This window comes from Gilliamella sp. W8126 (genome assembly GCF_016102185.1).
GTDB classification, from domain to species: Bacteria; Pseudomonadota; Gammaproteobacteria; order Enterobacterales; family Orbaceae; genus Gilliamella; species Gilliamella apis_A.
Map to the genome: position 1 here is coordinate 131,188 of NZ_JACFPE010000004.1, position 20,904 is coordinate 152,091.

The 20,904-nt window shown below is 34.8% G+C and carries 23 protein-coding genes and 2 tRNA genes; 17 read left to right on the forward strand and 8 right to left on the reverse strand.

All coding sequences use genetic code 11. The annotated features are described in order from the left end of the window. Positions 1-64 precede the first annotated feature (64 nt). The 12 genes from H3S74_RS08960 to asd all read left to right on the forward strand — a co-directional run bounded on the left by H3S74_RS08960 (position 65) and on the right by asd (position 8,568). Positions 65-140, forward strand: a tRNA-His gene (locus tag H3S74_RS08960). 31 nt (positions 141-171) lie between these two features. Further along, positions 172-248: transfer RNA gene (locus tag H3S74_RS08965), tRNA-Pro, on the forward strand. 473 nt (positions 249-721) lie between these two features. Continuing rightward, on the forward strand, positions 722-1,444 hold the full coding sequence (locus H3S74_RS08970; RefSeq protein WP_146208350.1) for a GntR family transcriptional regulator: 723 nt from the start codon (positions 722-724) through the stop codon (positions 1,442-1,444). Next, positions 1,441-2,124, forward strand: coding sequence for a GntR family transcriptional regulator (locus H3S74_RS08975; protein ID WP_034903862.1), 684 nt, complete (start codon positions 1,441-1,443; stop codon positions 2,122-2,124). Before H3S74_RS08970 ends, H3S74_RS08975 begins: the two co-directional genes overlap by 4 nt. Positions 2,125-2,138: 14 nt before the next feature. Further along, entirely contained in the window at positions 2,139-2,606 is a 468-nt protein-coding gene (locus H3S74_RS08980) for a PTS sugar transporter subunit IIB (protein ID WP_065613642.1), read from the forward strand. A gap of 17 nt (positions 2,607-2,623) precedes the next feature. Next, a complete protein-coding gene (locus tag H3S74_RS08985) occupies positions 2,624-3,457 on the forward strand; it encodes a PTS sugar transporter subunit IIC (protein WP_110448764.1) in 834 nt (277 codons plus the stop codon). Continuing rightward, complete coding sequence (locus H3S74_RS08990; RefSeq protein ID WP_110448763.1) at positions 3,438-4,262, forward strand: PTS system mannose/fructose/sorbose family transporter subunit IID; 825 nt, start codon at positions 3,438-3,440, stop codon at positions 4,260-4,262. Before H3S74_RS08985 ends, H3S74_RS08990 begins: the two co-directional genes overlap by 20 nt. 13 nt (positions 4,263-4,275) lie before the next feature. Continuing rightward, positions 4,276-5,355 carry an SIS domain-containing protein gene (locus H3S74_RS08995; protein ID WP_198247711.1) on the forward strand — a complete coding sequence of 360 codons (1,080 nt, stop codon included), beginning with the start codon at positions 4,276-4,278 and terminating at the stop codon, positions 5,353-5,355. Between the two features lie 2 nt (positions 5,356-5,357). Further along, positions 5,358-6,356 carry an SIS domain-containing protein gene (locus tag H3S74_RS09000; protein WP_065613650.1) on the forward strand — a complete coding sequence of 333 codons (999 nt, stop codon included), beginning with the start codon at positions 5,358-5,360 and terminating at the stop codon, positions 6,354-6,356. A 17-nt stretch (positions 6,357-6,373) separates the two neighbouring features. Further along, the gene (locus H3S74_RS09005; protein ID WP_110448761.1) at positions 6,374-6,805 is read left to right on the forward strand and encodes a PTS sugar transporter subunit IIA; all 432 of its coding nucleotides are present in this window, start codon (positions 6,374-6,376) and stop codon (positions 6,803-6,805) included. A gap of 215 nt (positions 6,806-7,020) precedes the next feature. After that, entirely contained in the window at positions 7,021-7,170 is a 150-nt protein-coding gene (locus H3S74_RS09010) for a hypothetical protein (RefSeq protein ID WP_198247712.1), read from the forward strand. A gap of 294 nt (positions 7,171-7,464) precedes the next feature. Next, on the forward strand, positions 7,465-8,568 hold the full coding sequence (asd, locus tag H3S74_RS09015; RefSeq protein ID WP_110448759.1) for an aspartate-semialdehyde dehydrogenase: 1,104 nt from the start codon (positions 7,465-7,467) through the stop codon (positions 8,566-8,568). Positions 8,569-8,624: 56 nt separating this feature from the next. Here asd and H3S74_RS09020 read toward each other — a convergent pair whose 3' ends face one another. Genes H3S74_RS09020 through nagB form a run of 3 tightly spaced genes read right to left on the reverse strand, consistent with a single transcriptional unit; the run spans position 8,625 to position 11,845 of the window. Beyond that, positions 8,625-9,848: an ROK family protein gene (locus H3S74_RS09020; RefSeq protein ID WP_110448758.1), complete on the reverse strand. Its 1,224-nt coding sequence runs from the start codon at positions 9,846-9,848 to the stop codon at positions 8,625-8,627. Between the two features lie 36 nt (positions 9,849-9,884). Then, the gene (gene nagA, locus H3S74_RS09025; RefSeq protein ID WP_034903256.1) at positions 9,885-11,027 is read right to left on the reverse strand and encodes an N-acetylglucosamine-6-phosphate deacetylase; all 1,143 of its coding nucleotides are present in this window, start codon (positions 11,025-11,027) and stop codon (positions 9,885-9,887) included. 11 nt (positions 11,028-11,038) lie between these two features. Next, complete coding sequence (gene nagB / locus H3S74_RS09030) at positions 11,039-11,845, reverse strand: glucosamine-6-phosphate deaminase (RefSeq protein WP_110448757.1); 807 nt, start codon at positions 11,843-11,845, stop codon at positions 11,039-11,041. A 246-nt stretch (positions 11,846-12,091) separates the two neighbouring features. Between nagB and nagE the strand changes: the two genes are divergently transcribed. Further along, positions 12,092-13,597, forward strand: a complete 1,506-nt coding sequence (gene nagE / locus H3S74_RS09035; protein WP_110448756.1) for an N-acetylglucosamine-specific PTS transporter subunit IIBC — start codon at positions 12,092-12,094, stop codon at positions 13,595-13,597. A 171-nt stretch (positions 13,598-13,768) separates the two neighbouring features. On the opposite strand, the gene tusC is transcribed toward nagE, so the two are convergent. The 3 genes from tusC to fkpA are packed head-to-tail and all read right to left on the reverse strand — an operon-like array spanning position 13,769 to position 15,417. Next, positions 13,769-14,122: a sulfurtransferase complex subunit TusC gene (gene tusC / locus H3S74_RS09040; RefSeq protein WP_198247713.1), complete on the reverse strand. Its 354-nt coding sequence runs from the start codon at positions 14,120-14,122 to the stop codon at positions 13,769-13,771. A gap of 16 nt (positions 14,123-14,138) precedes the next feature. Then, positions 14,139-14,504, reverse strand: a complete 366-nt coding sequence (gene tusD, locus H3S74_RS09045; protein ID WP_198247714.1) for a sulfurtransferase complex subunit TusD — start codon at positions 14,502-14,504, stop codon at positions 14,139-14,141. Between the two features lie 22 nt (positions 14,505-14,526). After that, on the reverse strand, positions 14,527-15,417 hold the full coding sequence (gene fkpA, locus H3S74_RS09050) for an FKBP-type peptidyl-prolyl cis-trans isomerase (protein ID WP_198247715.1): 891 nt from the start codon (positions 15,415-15,417) through the stop codon (positions 14,527-14,529). Positions 15,418-15,648: 231 nt separating this feature from the next. Between fkpA and fabZ the strand changes: the two genes are divergently transcribed. Genes fabZ through rnhB form a run of 4 tightly spaced genes read left to right on the forward strand, consistent with a single transcriptional unit; the run spans position 15,649 to position 18,653 of the window. Next, positions 15,649-16,095, forward strand: coding sequence for a 3-hydroxyacyl-ACP dehydratase FabZ (gene fabZ, locus H3S74_RS09055; RefSeq protein WP_110448752.1), 447 nt, complete (start codon positions 15,649-15,651; stop codon positions 16,093-16,095). A gap of 40 nt (positions 16,096-16,135) precedes the next feature. Beyond that, on the forward strand, positions 16,136-16,915 hold the full coding sequence (gene lpxA / locus H3S74_RS09060; RefSeq protein ID WP_110448751.1) for an acyl-ACP--UDP-N-acetylglucosamine O-acyltransferase: 780 nt from the start codon (positions 16,136-16,138) through the stop codon (positions 16,913-16,915). Further along, a complete protein-coding gene (gene lpxB, locus H3S74_RS09065; protein WP_110448750.1) occupies positions 16,915-18,069 on the forward strand; it encodes a lipid-A-disaccharide synthase in 1,155 nt (384 codons plus the stop codon). The genes lpxA and lpxB overlap by 1 nt, the downstream gene beginning before the upstream one ends. Beyond that, complete coding sequence (rnhB, locus tag H3S74_RS09070; RefSeq protein ID WP_110448749.1) at positions 18,063-18,653, forward strand: ribonuclease HII; 591 nt, start codon at positions 18,063-18,065, stop codon at positions 18,651-18,653. The genes lpxB and rnhB overlap by 7 nt, the downstream gene beginning before the upstream one ends. On the opposite strand, the gene H3S74_RS09075 is transcribed toward rnhB, so the two are convergent. Together H3S74_RS09075 and H3S74_RS09080 are read right to left on the reverse strand one after the other, a co-directional pair. Then, a complete protein-coding gene (locus H3S74_RS09075; protein WP_370547591.1) occupies positions 18,650-19,249 on the reverse strand; it encodes a YiiX family permuted papain-like enzyme in 600 nt (199 codons plus the stop codon). The genes rnhB and H3S74_RS09075 overlap by 4 nt on opposite strands. A 96-nt stretch (positions 19,250-19,345) precedes the next feature. Next, complete coding sequence (locus tag H3S74_RS09080) at positions 19,346-20,635, reverse strand: NAD(P)/FAD-dependent oxidoreductase (RefSeq protein ID WP_198247717.1); 1,290 nt, start codon at positions 20,633-20,635, stop codon at positions 19,346-19,348. Positions 20,636-20,904: the final 269 nt, after the last annotated feature.

A 20,904-nucleotide genomic window follows, 5' to 3' on the forward strand; every position in this document is an offset into this window, starting at 1 on the left:
TATTTTTAAAAAATATGCTGGACAATATTATTTTTTATGCGTAATATTTCGTCCTGCTTCTATGGTGGCTATAGCTCAGTTGGTAGAGCCCTGGATTGTGATTCCAGTTGTCGTGGGTTCGAGTCCCATTAGCCACCCCATTTTATAGTTAGAATGTGAAGCAATTTCTGACGGCGAGTAGCGCAGCTTGGTAGCGCAACTGGTTTGGGACCAGTGGGTCGGAGGTTCGAATCCTCTCTCGCCGACCAATTTAATAAGAAAGCCTACTCATTTGAGTGGGCTTTTTTATTATTACAACGATGCATTTGATTCGAACCGATAAGAGGTTCGAGCCGAGTAGCACGAGACAGTGTTGCTTTAGCAATGACTAGACATTTTTATCCTTCTAAATTATCTAAGCTGTAACTATGCATTTTTACCATGTTCTTTATAATTAACTCTACAAACACTTTATACTTCGTTCCTTCTTATGACTTGATAAAATTGCGTTTTTACATTGAGTTTTCTTCAAATCTTCCTTTATTGTAAATCAAATAAACAGATACATTTTAAAATATATCATATTGATTTAATTATAAATAATTATAAAAACTGTGATCTATACAACAAATTTGGTACTTAAAATTGACAACATGTATTTTTTTGTTTATTTTTTAATAATATTTACGTTATCTTAACGTATATCTATTTTATAAAAAAGTCCATCAATGGAGTGTGTTTTTTGGAATATCGTGAAATAGCTTCAAAAACTTATGTTGAAGAACAGATTAAAGCTAATCCGACTATTGTCAGTAAGAAATTGACAGAACGAGCACTAGCAGAACATTTTGGTGTAAGTCGTACAACAATCAGAAACGCTTTAAATGATTTAGCTATGGAAGGTTATGTATTCCAAAACGATACTGATGTGGAACCGCATAAAATTTTTGAGATTAATATGTTAAAAATGTCTTCTTTCAGTGAAGAAGTTAAAAAAGAAGACGATATTGACCTTAATATTAAAGTTCTCACCAATCAAATTATTAATATGCCAGCTGAATTGAGATCTTTTTTTGGTTCGAATGAAAAATTGATTAGAATTGTTCGGCAAAGGATATTAAACAAAACTCCGCTTTCCTACGAAGTAACATATTTACCATCTAATAGATTTAAAGGTTTAGAACAAGTCGATTTGAATAATGTTTCTCTTTATCAATTTTTGAAAGAGCATTATCCATTCAAGCCAAGTCACGGTCGTGAAGAAATTACTTATGAGTCAGCAACCGAAGATAAAGCCAAATACTTAGGGGTTATTGAAGGAACACCGATTTATAAAGTATCGAGTAATAGCTTTGATATTAACTTTCAACCATTTGAGCATACCGAGCAATATCTAGCAGGAAAACGATTTAAATATCATTTATCGGCGAAAAATATCTTCAATTATGGAGAAAAACAATTATGAAATTGTTTGAAAAAATTGCCGATCATTTAATGGGACAGATCAACTCGGGTCAATATGGTGTGGGTGCGGAGCTCCCCCCAGAAGTTCAATTACAAAAAGATTTTGATGTCAGTCGTACTACTGTTCGTAAAGCCATTGACCTATTAGTAGAAAAAAATTTAGTTGTACGAAAAAAAGGGGTTGGTTTATTTGTTGCGCCAATGCTGTCTACCCAAAATATTCTTGAGATGACAGGTATTATTAAACCTGGCACTTATCAACATCATAAAAAAATTCTTAAAGAGAATTATTTAAGAAAAGCTGGCCCTTACTATAGCCAGTTATTAAAGATAAAACCGTCAGCACTAATTTATTATATTAGTTTTTTAGAAGTTGCTAAAACTAGTGTAGTAAAAGAGATTTTTCTTTTACCCCTTCACTATTTTCCTGATTTCCAAGTTTCAATAATAAAAGTGCTATCAGCGCTTGAAATTACTAATTCGGGTAAGAAAAAAGTCGATAAATTAGAACAAGATTTACAGCTAATTGTTGCCAATGCTGAATTGGCTAAACAATTACGCTGCCAAATTGATGAACCATTATTTAAAGTGTCTAATCACTATTTTGATATAAATAGCGAACCGATTGCGATTGAATACAAATTCGCTAGTAATACCAAATATGTGGTGGATTTCACCTAGGAGGAAGAAAACCAATGATTAAATTGTTACGTGTCGATCACCGCTTATTGCATGGTCAGGTTGTTGTTTCATGGTTCGATAATGTTGGAGCTAATACTATTTTAGTTGCCAACGATGCTGTTGCTAATGATGAATTTCGTAAATCAGCGATCCGATTAGCTAAACCTGAAAATGCCAAACTAGTCATGAAGTCAATTGATGACAGTATTGGCGCTATTAATTCTGGTGTAACAGATAAATATCAGATGTTAATTGTGGTGGAATCGGTAGAAGATGCAGAAAAACTCATCCGAGGAACTCAAGGACAAATAACTAGTCTTAATTTAGGAGGAACTAAACCTCGTGAAGGAACCAAAAATTATTCTAAAACAATTAATTTGACAGAGTTAGAAGCGGACTTATTAGCTGGATTACAACAAGATGGTGTTGAAGTGTATATACAACAGATCCCAAGTGAATCTAAGCAAAAATTTGAAAAATAGACAAAAAGGAATACAAAATGAGTATTGTTATTACAGCAATTATTTTGGCCTTGATTGCTATGTTAGCCAATGGTGAATACTTTTTAGGTTCATCTATGTTATCAAGGCCTTTAGTTACTTGTACCTTAGCAGGGCTAGTAATGGGGGATGTTACACAAGGAATTATCATCGGTGCGACATTAGAGTTGGCGTTTGTTGGTTCTTTTTCTATTGGTGCATCTATCCCTCCAGAAATTATTTCAGGTAGTGTATTAGGAACTGCGTTTGCGATTGGTGCCGGTAAAAGTACGGCAGTAGCCTTAACTTTAGGGATTCCAATTGCTTCTTTGGTTTTAGTGGTTAAAAACTTATGTTTCTTGTTCATTTTACCTTACTTTGTACATAAAGCAGATAAGTATGCTAGTGAAGGTAATGGTAAAGGCGTTGATCGCATGAATATTTTCGGCGGTTTCTTTTCTATCAACCTACCAATTGGTTTAGTTGTTGGTTTTTCTTACTTATTTGGTAGTGAAGCAATAAAAAGCTTACTTGATGTGATCCCTGAGTTTGTCATTAACGGTTTAGGAATTGCAACAGGCTTATTACCTGCATTTGGTTTTGCTATGTTAATGAAGATTATGATCAAAAAAACCAATGCGACATTCTTTATTCTTGGTTTTGCTGTAGCAGTATATATGAAAGTACCTGTCACTGGTGTTGCCGTTTTTGGCGCTTGTATGGCGTTAATTCTAACCGGTTACTCTTCATTTACCGGCAAAAAACTTACCACCTCAGACAATCAAGAAGTTAATAATCAATCAGGCAATGCTTTAGTAGGACAGGAGATCAATTATGAAGATGAAGAATTCTAATTTAATTACTAAAAAGGATTTAATGCGAACATTTTGGCGTTCTTTCACTGCTGAGTGGTCATGGAACTATGAACGACAAATGAATTTAGGTTATTCTTTTGCGATTCGTCCTGCTTTAGAAAAAATTTATAGCCAAAAACCAGAACAATTAACTACTGCTTATCAACGACATTTAGAGTTTTATAATGTTACGCCATGGTTAATTACTTTCCCATTAGGTATTTCTATTGCTATGGAAGAGCAAAATGCCGTAAATGAAAATTTTGATGAAAGTTCAATAAATGACGTCAAAATTGCATTAATGGGACCACTAAGTGGTTTGGGAGATTCATTCTTCTGGGGAACATTACGGGTTATTGCAACCGGTATTGGTACTTCACTGGCGATGCAAGGTAATATCTTAGGGCCTCTGCTATTTTTATTAATTTTCAATATCCCAGCCATTATTGCTCGTTATTTTGGTCTATTTATTGGTTATAACATTGGTGCATCTTTTATTGAAAAAGTGCAAAAAACTGGCTTGATGGACAAATTGTCTTATGGCGCATCTATCTTGGGGCTCTCGGTGGTAGGAGCCATGGTGGCGACGATGGTGACATTAAATATGCCACTAACCATTGGCTCAGGCTCTGATGCAACGTCATTACAGGATATTTTCGATGGCATTGTTCCGCAAATATTGCCGTTATTATTTACTTTATTTATCTTTTTATTAGACAGAAAAGGACTAAAAGCACATTGGATCTTATTACTGATTGCTGGTATTGGTATCTTTGGTGCTTGGAGTGGATTACTAGGTCAATAACAGGGACGATTTAATGAAAAGTATTGCTGATTATGTAGCATTAGAACCTGAATACTATCAAAATATTTTAGACAATTATCAAACATTGTTTGTTGATAATATTGATTCAAGTAAAGTTAAACAATTTAACTCAATTGTTATCTTTGCTACTGGTTCAAGTTCTAACGCAGCTTATGGGGCGAGACCTTTAATGAGTAAAATCTTAAAGGTTCCCGTTTATATTGAAGATCCTTCAATCGCTGCTAATTATTTACATTACAGCGATCCTAATACCCTCTATTTTGCTATTTCGCAAGGGGGAGAAAGCTATTCAACGATTCATTTAGTTGAAGAGTTTATCAAGAATAATCAAACTATCTATACGCTTACCAGTAATCCTGATAGCCCATTATATAAAATTAGCAATAATGTATTATCTATGGGCATTCCTATTGAGGAAATGCCTTATGTCAGTGCTGGTTATAGCGTTACGATACTTGATTTGATATTAATTGCTTTAGTCATTGCACAAAAAAATGGCAGCATGGATGATCTACAATTTGCCAGTTATTTCGATCAACTTAGAAAAGTTGCAGGTTTGCTACCTAAAGTTATCGAACAATCCCAAGCTTGGGTAAATCAATATCAACACAAATTTTATCATTCTCAACGAGTCATATTTATTGGCTACGGTGCAACCTATGGTATTGCTCGAGAAGGCGAAACAAAATTCACCGAAACTATACGTAATAATGCTTTCGGTAAAGAACTCGAGGAGTATATGCATGGCCCATATTTAGGTTTACATGAGAATGATAATATCGTTTTTCTTGAGCCGCATGGCGTGTTATCTAACCGTGCTGAATTGTTAAAAGTATTTTTAACTAAACATGTTAAAAATATTTCTACGATTTACGCCAATAACAGTAGCAACGTTAAACAAGACGATTTGTGTCTTAATATTGATATAGATGAACTGTACGCATCATTATTTATGACAATACCAATTCATCTATTAAGTTACCAAGTTTCACGATTAAAAGGTCATAACCTTGAAAAATCAACCTATCCAGAATTTGATGAAATAACTAGCTCAAAAATTAAGAGGATTTAAAAATGAGAAAATATGACGAAAAGAAAGAATTAGACAGCATGAATGGTGCATTAGCATTAAGACCACAAATTAATGAATTTATTGATAAAATCCACGCGCGTGGTTATAGCAACGTTTGTTGGTTAGGTATTGGTGGTACTTATGCATCATCAATGCAAGCAGTTGTACATATGAAAGAAAAAACAGCGATTGAGACTTTTGTGCAACACGCTGCTGAATATTTAGTAACTGGTAACAAACGTATTACTAAAGATACGCTTATCATTATTTCATCTGTAACTGGCACAACACAAGAAGTGGTTGCTGCTATTGAAAAAATCCAAAAAGAAGTTGGTTCAACTGTATTTGCTTTCATGGATAAAGCCGATACTCCATTAGGAAATATGGCTGATCATGTAGTTGTTTATCCAATGAATGAACAATTAAAATTCTTTATGACTGCTGATCGTTTAATGTTTTTAGCTGGAGAATTCCCTGATTATGACGAGTTCTACCAACAAATGGATCAACATTTTGCTAAAAATATTGTTGCCGTTGCGAAAAAAGCCGATAAATTTGGTCAAGAAGTTGCTGAAAAACATCATAATGATCCAATGCACTATTTTGTTGGCGCAGGTAATCAATGGGGGGCAACTTATTCTCATGCTATGTGTTATTGGGAAGAACAACATTGGTTACGTTCAAAATCAATTGAGTCAGCAGAATTTTTCCATGGTACATTAGAAGTTATTGATCGTGATACTGCGGTAACCGTTTATGTTGGTGAAGATACTCAACGCCCATTAAGTGAAAGAGTCGCTAAGTTCTTACCGCAAATTTGTGGTAATTATACTATTATTGATACCAAAGATTATGAATTACCGGGTATATCAGAAAAATATCGTGGAAATCTTTCACCATTTGTTTTCCGTGCTATTAATAATCGTATCGATGCTTATGTTGAACATTTAAATCGTCATCCAATGTCAATCCGTCGTTACTATCGTTGTTTAGATTACTAAAATAGGAACTTAAATCGATGATTTCTGTATTAGTCAGTACACATGGTTCAACGGCGAAAAGCTTAATTGAAACGACTGAAATGATTTGTGGTAAACAATCTCAGTGTGAAGCGGTTTCGTTTGCAATGGGGCAATCAACAGATGATTTTCAACAACAACTGCAAAAAAAGCTAGAAGAGTTACAGCATTTTGGCTCAGAAATTGTATGTTTTGTTGATTTAAAAGGTGGAACACCATTTAATACTTTAGTTAGATTGATGGCTGATTTTCCTAATATAGAAATAGTCACTGGTGTAAATGTCCCTATGTTGTTAGAAACCTTTATGCAACGCTCTGACGCAAATCTAGTAACATTGTTACCAGATATTATACAAGCCGGAACTCAAGGGATTGAGCGGTATAATATTGCAGCAATGGCAGCAGATGAACCAAGTGATGAAGATTTCTAAAATTGACAACGCACAAAACTACAATAAGCCCGATAATTCGGGCTTTGTTTTATCAAAAACCAATTATCTAAATTACAATAATAATCTATCTTTTAGACGAAGAGTTAGCCAAAGCGAATGAATAATAATCGTTTGATACATTAAGATATAAATGATAGAACTAGATAATTATTCTAGTTTTATTTTTTATAGAGCATGATAAAAGGAGATCAATAATGTTCTGGTTAAAAAAAATTTTTTTTATCATGATCGTCTTTTTATCATTAGTGAACTGTATTAGTTGTGTATCTAACCACTCTTATTCATCAGTTGACAGTTATGGTTGGATGGAAACAGAAAAGGATCTAACCGACTCGGTGAGATAAATAGTTCTCAAAATGAAAACGTCTTTATTGTAGCTAACCAAGAAGATGGCCATTTTATTAATAATTTTGTCAATATGGTGGTGTTTTTTATGTGGAAAACGAATATTACTGACTAGTTTATGAAGTGCTAGTTTTAGCATAATATTCAGTTTTGCCTATAAAATTATATATAACACCACGTTATTATCTGCTTGACTAGAAAAATAATTCTTATCTGACTTGTTTTATGGTGATTTTTTGCTTTAATAGTAAATGAATATTTCTTTATATAACATCTACTTTTGGAAATAAACTATGAAAAATGTTGGTTTTGTCGGTTGGCGAGGAATGGTGGGCTCTGTTCTTATGCAACGTATGGTTGAAGAGCATGATTTTGATTATATCAATCCTGTTTTCTTTTCTACTTCTCAAGCTGGTCAAGCAGCTCCTTCTTTTGGCGGAAAAACAGGAATATTACAAAGTGCCGATGATATTGATGCTTTAAAAGCATTAGATATTATTGTCACCTGCCAAGGTGGTGATTATACCTCTGAAATTTATGCAAAATTGCGTGCAACCGGTTGGCAAGGCTACTGGATTGATGCTGCGTCAACTTTACGTATGGAAGATGATGCAATTATTGTTCTTGATCCAGTGAATAAAGCTAACATTCAATCAGCCTTAGATAGAGGCATTAAAACTTTTGTTGGTGGTAACTGTACAGTAAGTTTAATGTTGATGTCACTTGGTGGATTATTTGCTGAAAACTTAATCGATTGGGTTTCTGTTTCAACTTATCAAGCGGCTTCTGGTGGTGGTGCACGTCATATGCGTGAATTACTGACCCAAATGGGAATGTTAAACGCTGAAGTTGCTAAAGAACTACAAGATCCTAACTCTTCTATTTTAGATATTGAACGCAAAGTGACGCAAAAAATGCGTGATGGTAGTTTACCGACTGATAATTTTGGCGTGCCTTTAGCGGGTAGCTTAATTCCATGGATTGATAAAGCTCTTGATAACGGCCAAAGTCGTGAAGAGTGGAAAGGCCAAGCGGAAACCAATAAAATTCTAGGAACGAGTCAGATTATTCCAGTCGATGGACTTTGTGTACGAGTTGGGGCATTACGTTGCCATAGTCAATCATTCACGATTAAATTGAAGAAAGATATCAGCATTCCTGAGATTGAAAAACTACTTGCTGCTCATAATGATTGGGTTAAAGTTGTACCAAATGATCGTGAACTTTCTATGCGAGAACTTACTCCAGCTGCGGTTACAGGTACCTTAAGTACACCAGTTGGACGTTTACGTAAATTGAATATGGGTAAAGAGTATCTATCAGCCTTTACGGTTGGCGATCAGTTATTATGGGGTGCTGCTGAACCATTACGAAGAATGCTACGCATCTTAGCTTAATGATGAATAAAAAAAGCCCTGTTTATGGGCTTTTATTTTTATTGTAAAGCAATTTATTAGATTGTTTCTAACAAGGTCATTAACAGTGAACCGTTAAATAACGCTTGTTGTACTAAGGCAAATGCACCAATTGCTGAACGGTCATTAAGTGTTGAACAATTGATAGTTAGATTGTTTCTTAACTCTTCTAAACTTTGAGCATTTAACGCACTAGTTACTGCATTTAATAATACATCGGGTGATTTTGTTAATTCACCAGCTAATACAATCCGTTGTGGGTTAAAAATATTCACCATTATCGCGACAGCTCTACCCAGATTTTCACCGGCATCTTTAACTAACTTAAGCGCTAACTCATCTCCTTGATTGGCATATTTGCAAATATTGCTGATATTTATGTTATCTAAACTTAATTTAGTTGGATAACCTTGCTCTATCATCTGTTTTGCTCGTGCTTCAATGGCCTTGTGAACTACTCGATTTTCTAAACAGCCAAAATTTCCACAATGACAACGTTCACCTAATGCATCAATTTGGATGTGTCCAACTTCACAAGCGGTTTGGTTATGGTTAGTGAGTAATTGTTGATTAATGATAACCCCTGAACCAACACCACGATGTACACGAATTAAAATTGAATCATCGACATCTTGAGTTGAACCGAAATAACTCTCAGCTAATGCCAAACTTTGAATATCATTACCAATAAAAATCGAAACATTAAATTGATCACGTAATACATCCGCTAAAGGCCATGCCTTAACTTGAATATGTGGGGTATAACGAATGATCCCTCGCACTGAATCAATTAAACCGGGTAAAACCACTGAGATCGCAACAAGATGTTTAACTTTTTTATTATTTTTTTCGATGAACTGTTTAATGAGTGCAATTAAATATTCTTGTGCTAACTGTTCCGTAAAAGTAGTAAGTGGATAAACTTCAAATGCTAGACTATTGGCACCTAAATCATAAAGTTCAATCGTGACATGCGAACGGCTCAATTGTATGGCAATTGTCTGATAGTAACCAAATTTTGCTTGTATTGAAACCGCAGGTCGTCCCCCCGTTGATTGTTGGGCATCAACTTCTTTGATCATATTCTTTTTGAGGAGTTGGCGAGTTATTTTGGTGATACTAGCGGGTGCTAATTGACTAATTTCGGCGAGTTGAATACGTGAAATGGGAGCTTGCTGAACAATCAAACGATAAATCATTGCATAATTTAATTGCTTGATTAGTTCAGCATTGCCGACTAGGTGTAGATAATTAAAGGTCATATTTTATCTCAATATTTTCATTAACTATCCGACATTCTAACGGCTCATCTCTCCATTAACAATAGTTTTCACATTTGAAAAGTCACGATTAAAAATAACTAAGTTGGCAATTTTGCTTTCACTAATTGTACCAAGTTGTTTATCAACACCAATCGCTTTGGCTGGGTAAAGTGTTGCCATTCTTAATGCTTCATCTAAAGCAATACCAACATACTCTACTGCATTTTTTACTGCTTCAATCATGGTTAATGCTGATCCACCTAATGTGCCATTTTCATCAACACAACGGCCATCTTTATAATAGATAGTTTTATCAGCAAATACACCAGAAGTTAAATTAGAGCCAGCTAATAACATCGCATCAGTAATCAAAATTAAATGATCTTGTTTAATTTTGTGGCTATTACGAATGTTCGCCCAACTTACATGCTGGCCATCAGCAATGATACCGACATACACTTCTGGTTCATCATAAATTGCGCCAACAACACCTGGTTCGCGACCAGTAATATAAGGCATAGCATTAAATAGATGCGTACCTAGGCGGATACCAGCATTGAAACCACGACGGCAATCATCATAGTGGCCGTTAGAATGTCCAACTGAAACATGAATTCCGGCATCACATAGTTGTTTAATATGTTTGGCATCAACTTTTTCTGGAGCTAGGGTAATGATTTTGATTACATCGGCGTTTGCACAAAGAAAGTCGATCATCTCCTGTGAAGGTTGACGAATGTAATTTATATTATGAATACCTTTCTTCTCAGGATTAATATAAGGCCCTTCAAGATGTAAACCTAATGCTTGGTTAGGGTGCTTAGCTAAATATTCACGCATCACGTTTACTGCTTTGATCATAAACTCATCAGTTGAAGTGATTAAGGTTGGTAAATAGCTAGTACAACCATACACGAGGTTAGTTGCCTGCATAGCTTCTAAGGTTTCAATACTTAGTGCATCAAGAGTTTCATTAAATTGCACACCACCACAGCCATTGACTTGAATATCAATCAAGCCTGGTGCAACATTTGCACCTTGTAAATCTTTAATGGTGATATCAGCTGGTAATTGTTCTTGTTTACAAATTTTTGCAATTTTATCACCGTCAATAATAACAGCGTGATTATCAAGAATTTCATAACCAGTGTAAATACGACAATTGGTTAATGCGTACATTGAGTTATCCTTTATAAAATGGTTACTTGAAGATTATCTGCTTCCATTTGTTTAAAATATTTTAATGTTTTTACCTTTAGATCATCAGTGCTTGTCTCATCACAAACAATAATTGATTTTGGATGCATTTGTAATGCGGAAACAGTCCATAAATGGTTAACACTTCCTTCTACCGCTGCTTGTAATGCTAAACTTTTGTTGTGTCCACAAACTAATAAAATTACCTCTTCGGCATCCATTAATGTTGCAACACCAATGGTTAATGCATGTTTTGGCACTTGTTTGATATCATTATCAAAAAAGCGTGAGTTGGCAATAATGGTATCTTCAGTTAAGGTTTTGATACGAGTTCGTGAACAAAGTGAAGAACCTGGCTCATTAAATGCAATATGTCCATCTTGGCCTACGCCACCAAGGAAAATATTGATTTTGCCGTAGGATTTGATTTTTTCTTCATATTCTTGACATTCTTTTTCGATATCAGCTGCATTACCATTTAATATATGGATGTTGTTTTTATCAATATCAATATGGTTGAAGAAATTTTCATACATAAAAGTGTGATAACTTTGTGGATGATCTTCTGGAATACCGACATACTCGTCCATATTAAATGTCACAACATGTTTAAAACTTACTTTACCCGCTTGGTACTGTTTAATTAGTTGTTGATACATCACTAATGGTGAACTTCCCGTTGGTAAACCTAGTAAAAAAGGACGATCTGCAGTTGGATTAAATTGATTAATTTTGTTTACGATGCGCTGAGCAACCCACGCGCCAACTTCTTGCGCATTTTTTAAAGGAATAAGTCTCATAAAATATAATCTCTTCTGATATAATTGAATAAATCTTTTTTTTTAAAGTAAAATATGTTGTGGTTATTTTACTATATTAAACTAATTAAGCAAAAAAAAAGCGTGATATAAATCACAAAAGACAAACATTTAATTTGCGAAGTAAAATAATATAATGTCAAATGTATTTGACTTACTTCTTTTACTTAATGATGTGAGATTTTATTATTTTTAAGTAACTCCCGAATGATAATATGAGGCAAAACTATGGGAATTTTAGCTTATTTACAACGAATTGGGCGCTCGCTAATGGTGCCCGTGGCAGTATTACCTGCTGCTGCAATACTTTTAGGTATTGGTTATTGGATTGATCCAAATGGTTGGGGAACCAACAATATTGCTGCGGCATTTTTGATTAAATCCGGCGGTGCTATCATCGATAATATGCCAATCCTTTTCGCAATTGGTGTTGCGTATGGTATGTCTAAAGATAAAGATGGTGCAGCAGCATTATCTGGATTGGTAGGCTTTTTAATCATTACTACACTATTATCACCAAATACTATTGCTCTATTTGAAGGGGTTGATACCAGTGTGGACGGTTGGAATGCACAAATATCACCAGCTTTTAGTAAGATAAATAACCAATTTATCGGTATTTTAGTTGGAATTATTTCTGCTGAACTATATAACCGCTTTAGTTCTGTTGAACTACATAAAACCTTAGCTTTTTTCAGTGGTAAACGTCTAGTTCCTATCATTGTTTCTATTGTTATGTTACTTGTTTCAGTAGTGCTATATTTTATTTGGCCTATGGTATTTAGCGCATTAGTTTCTTTTGGTGAATGGATTAAAAATTTAGGTTCAATAGGTGCAGGTATTTATGGTTTCTTTAACCGGTTATTAATTCCTGTTGGTCTACACCACGCTTTAAACTCAGTATTTTGGTTTGACGTTGCTGGTGTTAATGATATTCCTAACTTCTTAGGCGGACAAGGTTCTATTGATTCTGGTAAAGCGATTGCAGGTATAACTGGTCGTTATCAAGCAGGTTTCTTCCCTATTATGATGTTTGGTTTACCTGGTGCGGCATTGGCAATTTATCATACTGCTAAAAAAGGTAATAAAGATAAAACAGCTTCAATCATGTTAGCGGCGTCTTTTGCGGCTTTCTTTACTGGTATTACTGAACCATTAGAGTTTGCGTTTATGTTTGTTGCGCCTGTGTTATATGTAATCCATGCTGTTTTAACCGGTATCTCACTATTTATTGCTGCAACAATGCAATGGATATCTGGATTTGCATTCAGTGCAGGTCTAATCGATATGTTGTTACAATCTCGTAACCCATTAGCAGTACATTGGTATATGTTAATTCTACAAGGTATCGTATTCTTCTTTGTTTACTATATCGTATTCCGCTTTGTAATTGTGAAATTCAATCTTAAAACGCCAGGTCGTGAAGATGATATTGCTAATGCAACTGTAGTTACTGAAGAAACATTAGCACAAGAAAATGCACCAGCTGGTGTTGATTTATCTAAACTTGCTGAACAATATTTAGTAGTTATTGGTGGTAAAGATAACTTAACTAATATTGATTCATGTATTACTCGTTTACGTTTGAATGTTCATGATACCGATCTAATTGATGAACAAGCAGCTAAAGCGCTAGGTGCAATGGCTGTCATAAAATTAGGTAAAACAGGCGTGCAAATCGTGGTTGGTCAACAAGCTGAAAAGATTGCAGATCAAATGAAAAAACTCGTTTAATCGAAATTTTATCTAGCAATTTTTAGTAAAATTATCCCCGTGACTTAATCAGTAATGATAAAAGTCATGGGGATTTTTATATCGTTTTAAAAGTGATTAATCTATTTTCTGGTCACTAAATTATCGATAAGATTATATAAAAATTTTGAGGAGAGGGGTTTTTAGCAGGTTTTAGAAGCGTAAAACTGCATCTTGATTGGTCAATAGTTGAGTTAACTGTTTATTATCAATTAGTTGGTTTGCAATATTGAGAAGAGTTTGGTTTAAGTTTCGTTCATCTAATGATGCTTTACAGACATAAACATCTTCAATGTCATAAAGTTCCAACATATTAAAAGTAGCAATGTAATCACGCATCAATATCAATTCTGGATGTTGATTAGCTAAGAGATGAAATACACCATCGCCGATAAAAAAGACAGATATATGATTGAATGTTGAAAGGGCTAAAGCGGTATCTAATGCTTCTCGGCCTTTGGCACAGCCATGTGGTGCTGAGCTAATAATGATTGCTACTTTTTTCATGTTATCTGCCTATTATTTAAAATTGTAGAACTCGATCTGAACTTGCTACAGCTTCACTTAACTCGCCAAGGCCGGTTAATTCAAAATGTTCGGCAAGATTATTTACACCGATACCACGTCTTTGCGCGGCAGCTACACAAACAGTTAGTTTTAACGAATATTGTTTTGCTAAGCTCTGCCAAGCTTTGACTAAATCAAATTCATCATTGGCTGGATCACTATAACAGTTAGCATTATAAACGCCATCAGCATAGAAAAATATGTTAGCAATCGAATGGTTGCTACTTGAAAGTAATGTTTGAGCAAATTGAAAGGCACAATAAGCAGATTGGGTCCCATAAGCGGGACCCATAATAACCAGTGTATAATTTAATGGTTTCATCAAATTAGTTTGCTGCTAGTTATTATTTAGCTTGATCTGCTTTAGAAGGAGCTGATGCTGGAATTTCTTCCTTATCGTTATCAATACCAAGTAGCTCAACGTCAAAAACTAAAGTTGATGCAGGTGTAATTCTCGCTTTATCACCTTGAGCTGGGAAACTTTGGTCACCATATGCTAATTCAGGTGGCACAACTAGTTTAATTTTACCACCGACACCAACTAATTGGATACCTTCTGTCCAACCTTTAATTACCCCATTAAGTGGGAAAGTTGCTGGTTCATTATGATCATAAGAACTGTCAAATGTACGACCATCTGTTAATGTACCAACATAATGGACAATAACAGTATCTTCTGCTGTCGGATGACGACCAGTTCCTTCATTAATGACTTTATACATTAAACCAGATTTAGTTTTAATTACACCTTCTTGCTTAGCAAAATCCACACGGTATTTTTCACCAGCAGCAGTATTTTCAGTTTTTTGTTTTTCAAAACGAGCTTGGCTTTCTTCTTGAATTCGTTTACCAAATGCATCTAATACATTTTTAACTTCATCTTGGTTAAGTTGTGAGGCACCACGCATGGTTTCATTAAAACCACTGATTAGGTATTCTTGATCGGCAGTTACTTCATTTTGTTCTAAATTTGATTTCATATAATTAGCAAATGAAGAACCTAATGCATAGGCTTCTTTTTGCGCATCAGTTGAAATTGTCGCTTTATCTGCTGAGTTTTGTGCAGTAGCTGCTTCAGTTTTGCTTTCTGTCGCATTGGTATTTTCAGCACTATTTGCCGTTGCAGTGGTTGTTGCTGGTGCTTTGTTTTCTTCGGTGGTCTTTTTGTCATCACAGCCAGCTAATGCTAGTACGATAGCACTACTTACTAATGTCATTTTTATAAATGATTTCATTCTACTCTCCAGGTTAAACATCTTTTTAGCTAAATATTAAACTTATTATATATGATCTAATATAGTATAAAATAGTATTTACATATCATTTAGATAATTTATTGCATTTATTTGATTTTTTAGTCAGCACAAATTTTAAAATCTGCAGTTTAAATCACTCCTTGAGTGAAAGTGGTATCCTCAGTTATAATAGAAAAAATTTATAGAAAATAATGTATAAGGATAGCTATTTTGACTACCGAACTTAATACCCTTGATATTGAAGAAATTATCAGTTTACTTCCACACCGTTATCCGTTTTTGATGGTTGATCGCGTAATTAGTTATGAGAAAGGTAAAACATTAAAAGCCATTAAAAATGTAACTGTAAATGAACCATTCTTCCAAGGTCACTTCCCGAATAAACCTATTTTTCCTGGCGTATTGATTTTAGAAGCGATGGCACAAGCAACTGGAATTTTAGCGTTTAAAAGTATTGAAGAATTGTCACCAGGTCAACTTTATTATTTTGCTTCAATTGATAAAGCTCGCTTTAAACGACCGGTGGTACCAGGTGATCAAATTATGCTTGATGTTGAATATATTAAAGAGCGTCGAGGCATTGCATTGTTCCATGGTGTTGCAACCGTCGATGGCAAATTAGTTTGCGAAGCAGAGATGATGTGTGCTCGTAAATAATTTTGATTTTGAAATATCCCAAACGTATTAAGGAATTGCTATGGCAACGGAAATACACCCAAGTTCAGTAGTAGAAAAGGGGGCAAAGATTGGTGATAATGTCAAAATCGGGCCTTTTTGTTATATTGGTGAAAATGTTGAAATAGGTGATGGTACCTTTTTAAAATCACATGTAGTGGTTAACGGACACACCAAAATTGGTCAAAATAATCAAATCTATCAATTTGCTTCAATTGGTGAAGTTAACCAAGATCTGAAATATCGTGGTGAACCAACTCGCACCGAAATAGGTGATCGCAATATGATTCGTGAAAGTGTGACGATTCATCGTGGTACCGTTCAAGGAGGTGAATTAACCCGTATAGGCAGTGATAATTTATTGATGATTAATGCCCATGTTGCGCATGACTGTATTATTGGTGATCGTTGTATTTTAGCTAATAATGCCACACTTGGTGGTCATGTTCAGTTAGATAATCATGTGATTATTGGCGGTATGACAGCAGTACACCAATTTTGTGTAATCGGTTCTCACGTTATGGTTGGCGGTTGTTCTGGCGTTGCTCAAGATGTACCTCCTTATGTTATTGCTCAAGGAAATCACGCAACACCACATGGCGTCAATTATGAAGGCTTGAAACGTCGAGGCTTTAGTAAAGAAGCACTACAAGCCATCCGTAACACATACAAAATTCTATATCGAAATGGGTTAACGCTTGACGATGCTAAAGTTGAAATTGCAACGCTTGCTAAACAGCACCCAGAAGTGCAGCTGTTTATTGACTTTTTTGATCGTTCAACCCGAGGCATTATCCGTTAATGACAGATAAGCAGTTAACAATTGCTCTGGTCGCCGGTGAAACATCTGGCGATATTCTCGGTGCTGGTTTAATTCGTACTCTTAAAAAACATCATCCTAATATTAAATTTGTCGGTATTGCTGGTCCACGAATGCAAGCTGAAGGTTGTCAAGCTTGGTATGAAATGGAAGAGCTATCAGTGATGGGGATTGTCGAGGTATTAGGTCGGCTACGGCGTATTTTAGCTATTCGTCGTGATATTACTAAACGTTTGATTGATCTCAAACCCGATGTCTTTATTGGTATTGATGCACCGGATTTTAATCTCTCTTTAGAAGGTAAGCTTAAACAAGCTAGTATTAAAACGATTCATTATGTCAGTCCTTCTGTTTGGGCGTGGAAACAAAAGCGGGTATTTAAGATTAAACGCAATACTAATTTGATTTTAGCTTTTCTTCCTTTCGAAAAAGCCTTTTATGATAAATTTGATGTACCTTGTCGATTTATTGGTCATAAAATGGCCGATGATATTCCTCTCGAACCCGATCAAACAGCTATGCGTCAACAGTTAGGTATTCCTGTTGATTGCCAATGCTTAGCCTTATTGCCCGGTAGTCGTCATGCCGAAGTAACGTTATTATCTGAACCTTTTTTAAAAGCAGCGCAATTGTTACGTGATAAATTTCCTGATCTGCATATTGTAGTTCCGTTAGTAAATGGTAAAAGAAGAGCGGAATTTGAACAAATAAAGGCAGAGATTGCACCAAAACTTAATCTGCAATTATTAGATGGTCATGCTCGGGAAGCGATGATTGCCAGTAATGCTGCAATTTTAGCTTCGGGAACAGTGGCACTTGAGTGTATGCTGGCTAAATGCCCAATGGTTGTTGGCTATAAAATGAAGGCTTTCACCTTTTGGTTGGCGAAAAAACTAATTAAAACACCTTATGTTTCATTACCGAATATTCTTGCTGGCAAGGAAATTGTTCCGGAATTACTACAGCATGATTGTACGCCAGAAAATATTGCTAACCATATTGTTCCCTTGTTAAAAAGTGATAATAGCGAATTAAAAGCAACATTTTTGGCTTTGCATAAACAAATTCGTTGTAATGCTGATGAACAAGCTGCGCAAGCGGTGTTAGATGTATTAAAGGATCCCTCTAATTGTTAAAATTTACTTATCCAGATGCAACGTTAATTGCTGGTGTTGATGAAGTCGGTCGTGGTCCACTTTGTGGTGATGTTGTTACTGCTGCTGTTATTTTAGATCCAAATAACCCTATTGTTGGATTAACTGATTCGAAAAAATTGTCAGAAAAAAAACGTGAAGCGCTCTTCGATGTTATTAAAAAAAATGCATTAGCATGGTGTGTGGCTAGGGCATCTGTAGATGAGATTGATGAACTCAATATCCTACATGCTACTATGTTGGCGATGCAACGAGCGGTGTCAGGCTTAAACATTAAACCAAATTATGTATTAGTTGATGGTAATCGTTGCCCTAATTTTGGTATTCGAACCCAAGCAGTGGTTAAAGGCGATCTGTTAGTGGCTGAAATTAGTGCTGCATCGATTTTAGCCAAAGTGACGCGTGATCGTGAAATGGTTGAGCTTGATAAGTTATACCCTCAATATGGTTTAGCCAAACATAAAGGCTATCCAACCAAAGATCATTTAAACGCCATTGAACAACATGGCGTGAATCATCTATATCGTAAAAGCTTTGCACCAATAAAAAGATTATTACTAATTTAATCGCGCTTATCAACTATGCTAAGTAGTGGTGAATTAAATATCGCAACCGGTGATATCACTGTTTCTTGATATGGAATGTTATTACCATAACGTTCTTTTAGTTTTTGTTTAACCGCCGGCGATGATAAATTAAAATCTTTAATTGTTTGTAATTGACCAATTTTTAATTTAAGCGCTCGATTATAAATTTTCCACACTAATTCTGAACAATAAATATATTTGTCATCCCAACCAAACCAAATATCGTAAGGTTTATTTTCAAATTTATGGGCGACTTGTTTTAAACTGGTAATTTCTTGCTGAGATAATGGATGATTTTTTAATCGTTTAATCACATATGTTTTATTTTTGCCACGATTTATCCATTTATCTAACGGGGTATAAATAACTTTACTTGCGGCTTCAAAAACATAAGGTTTGCCATTTTTAATAAAAATTATTCCTACATGACTATAAGGTGAATTTGTTGCTTGCTCAATGGCTTTACTTTGGTTTGATTGAGAAGATTGGAAAATAATATCGCCATCGTGTGGCTGATAATTTGCTATAGCTGTGTAACTAGCGAAAAGTAAACTAAAAATGAAAATAAAACGCATCATCTATTATCTAAATAGTTGTAATTAAGATAATAGTATAAGCGAAAACAGCTACTTAACAAAATTTTTCAGTAGCTGTTAAATATTTTTTAGCAATTAATCACGATTACTAAAAATCGAAGTTGATTTGGTTTTATACATAAATTTGCTAGCACTGGCAAAACGAATAGTTTTAAAAATACCAAGTAAGCTTGCTTGATGCATACGATAGAGTAGTTTGTGGATCATTAAAGCGAAAAATCCTCTCACTCCCATTTCACTATTACCAATTAATTTGACTACACCTTCAGCGGTATCATGTAATGAAATCACAGTACCTTTATCAGTGTATTTAAATGTTTTTAATGATTGGTTGTTTAATAATCTAACGATATTTTCATAGCAAACTTTTGCCATTTGATGAGCTGCTTGAGCGGTAGGTGGTGAAGCATGACCATTGTCTTGCATTGCGTATGCGCAATCACCAATAACAAAAATACTGTCATCACGAGATGTTTGTAATGTTGGTTTTACCACTAATTGATTTGATCGGCTTGATTCTAGACCTGCGATCTCTTTTAAATAATCAGGCGCTTTAACGCCAGCAGTCCAAATCATCATATCGGCTTTAATGGTTTCACCTTCTTTCGGATAAAATCCATCGCTTTCCGCTTTAGTAATCATAGTATTGGTTAATACATGAATCCCTTGTTTTTTAAGTGTTTTAGTAATACTAGCTGCGGTTTTTTCTGGTAAAGCCGGTAAAATACGATCGGTTGCTTCAATGACTGAAACATCTAATAGATCGGAACACATTTTATTACGACCGCAAGCACCAAATGTTTCCACCATATGAGGTAGTTCAGAAGCTAATTCGACTCCAGTCGCCCCACCGCCAACGATAGCAATATGAATTTTATCTTCTTTTGTGGTTTGATCGTCATCAATGATCGAACAAAAACCAGTAAATTTATTAATTAAGGTTTCACGTAGGCGAATAGCAGCATTTTGGTCATCTAAGAAGATACAATGTTCTTTCACTCCAGGGGTACCAAAGTCATTGGAGGTGCTACCAATAGCAATAACTAAAATATCATAATCAACAAGAACAGTTTCATCGTTATGATTGATAATGCTAATTTGCTTTTGGTTGCGATCAAGGTTGGTGAAGGTACCTTGAGTAAATTCGAAATTATGCTGTTGTCCTTGCGATGCATAATAAATATTATCAACTTGCTCATCAAGTACACCAGTTGCTACTTCATGTAATAGTGGTTTCCATAAATGATAACTGTTTTTATCAATTAAGGTAATTTGAGCTTTATCCGTTTTGCCTAATTTATCGCCTAGGTCGGTAGCAAGCTCTAAACCGCCAGCACCACCGCCAATAATAATTATTTTTTGCATATTTTAAGCCTTATTATTTCAATTAAAAATATCATACTAAATAAGTAGGTTTTTATCTATTTCTTTTGACTGATAACATTTATAAATAAAATCTATTAAAATGATGGTTTACAATTATTGAAATTTATCTAAGGCTAAAATAGAATAATCTGTAATATAGTTGTAAATAATTCCTTCTAATTGTTATTTGAGCATAAAATATAGCTTTGATTGTTTAAATTCAGCACGATATCCCATGATATAATATTTGTAATTGAAGTATGCTAATT

Excerpts from the sequence above, each read along its gene's own strand:
- H3S74_RS08975 (WP_034903862.1), top strand. The coding sequence starts at position 1,441 with ATGAAATTGTTTGAAAAAATTGCCGATCATTTAATGGGACAGATCAAC.
- H3S74_RS08980 (WP_065613642.1), top strand. The coding sequence starts at position 2,139 with ATGATTAAATTGTTACGTGTCGATCACCGCTTATTGCATGGTCAGGTT.
- H3S74_RS08985 (WP_110448764.1), top strand. The coding sequence starts at position 2,624 with ATGAGTATTGTTATTACAGCAATTATTTTGGCCTTGATTGCTATGTTA.
- H3S74_RS08990 (WP_110448763.1), top strand. The coding sequence starts at position 3,438 with ATGAAGATGAAGAATTCTAATTTAATTACTAAAAAGGATTTAATGCGA.
- H3S74_RS08995 (WP_198247711.1), top strand. The coding sequence starts at position 4,276 with ATGAAAAGTATTGCTGATTATGTAGCATTAGAACCTGAATACTATCAA.
- H3S74_RS09000 (WP_065613650.1), top strand. The coding sequence starts at position 5,358 with ATGAGAAAATATGACGAAAAGAAAGAATTAGACAGCATGAATGGTGCA.
- H3S74_RS09005 (WP_110448761.1), top strand. The coding sequence starts at position 6,374 with ATGATTTCTGTATTAGTCAGTACACATGGTTCAACGGCGAAAAGCTTA.
- H3S74_RS09010 (WP_198247712.1), top strand. The coding sequence starts at position 7,021 with ATGTTCTGGTTAAAAAAAATTTTTTTTATCATGATCGTCTTTTTATCA.
- asd (WP_110448759.1), top strand. The coding sequence starts at position 7,465 with ATGAAAAATGTTGGTTTTGTCGGTTGGCGAGGAATGGTGGGCTCTGTT.
- H3S74_RS09020 (WP_110448758.1), bottom strand. The coding sequence starts at position 9,848 with ATGACCTTTAATTATCTACACCTAGTCGGCAATGCTGAACTAATCAAG.
- nagA (WP_034903256.1), bottom strand. The coding sequence starts at position 11,027 with ATGTACGCATTAACCAATTGTCGTATTTACACTGGTTATGAAATTCTT.
- nagB (WP_110448757.1), bottom strand. The coding sequence starts at position 11,845 with ATGAGACTTATTCCTTTAAAAAATGCGCAAGAAGTTGGCGCGTGGGTT.
- nagE (WP_110448756.1), top strand. The coding sequence starts at position 12,092 with ATGGGAATTTTAGCTTATTTACAACGAATTGGGCGCTCGCTAATGGTG.
- tusC (WP_198247713.1), bottom strand. The coding sequence starts at position 14,122 with ATGAAAAAAGTAGCAATCATTATTAGCTCAGCACCACATGGCTGTGCC.
- tusD (WP_198247714.1), bottom strand. The coding sequence starts at position 14,504 with ATGAAACCATTAAATTATACACTGGTTATTATGGGTCCCGCTTATGGG.
- fkpA (WP_198247715.1), bottom strand. The coding sequence starts at position 15,417 with ATGAAATCATTTATAAAAATGACATTAGTAAGTAGTGCTATCGTACTA.
- lpxA (WP_110448751.1), top strand. The coding sequence starts at position 16,136 with ATGGCAACGGAAATACACCCAAGTTCAGTAGTAGAAAAGGGGGCAAAG.
- lpxB (WP_110448750.1), top strand. The coding sequence starts at position 16,915 with ATGACAGATAAGCAGTTAACAATTGCTCTGGTCGCCGGTGAAACATCT.
- H3S74_RS09075 (WP_370547591.1), bottom strand. The coding sequence starts at position 19,249 with ATGCGTTTTATTTTCATTTTTAGTTTACTTTTCGCTAGTTACACAGCT.
- H3S74_RS09080 (WP_198247717.1), bottom strand. The coding sequence starts at position 20,635 with ATGCAAAAAATAATTATTATTGGCGGTGGTGCTGGCGGTTTAGAGCTT.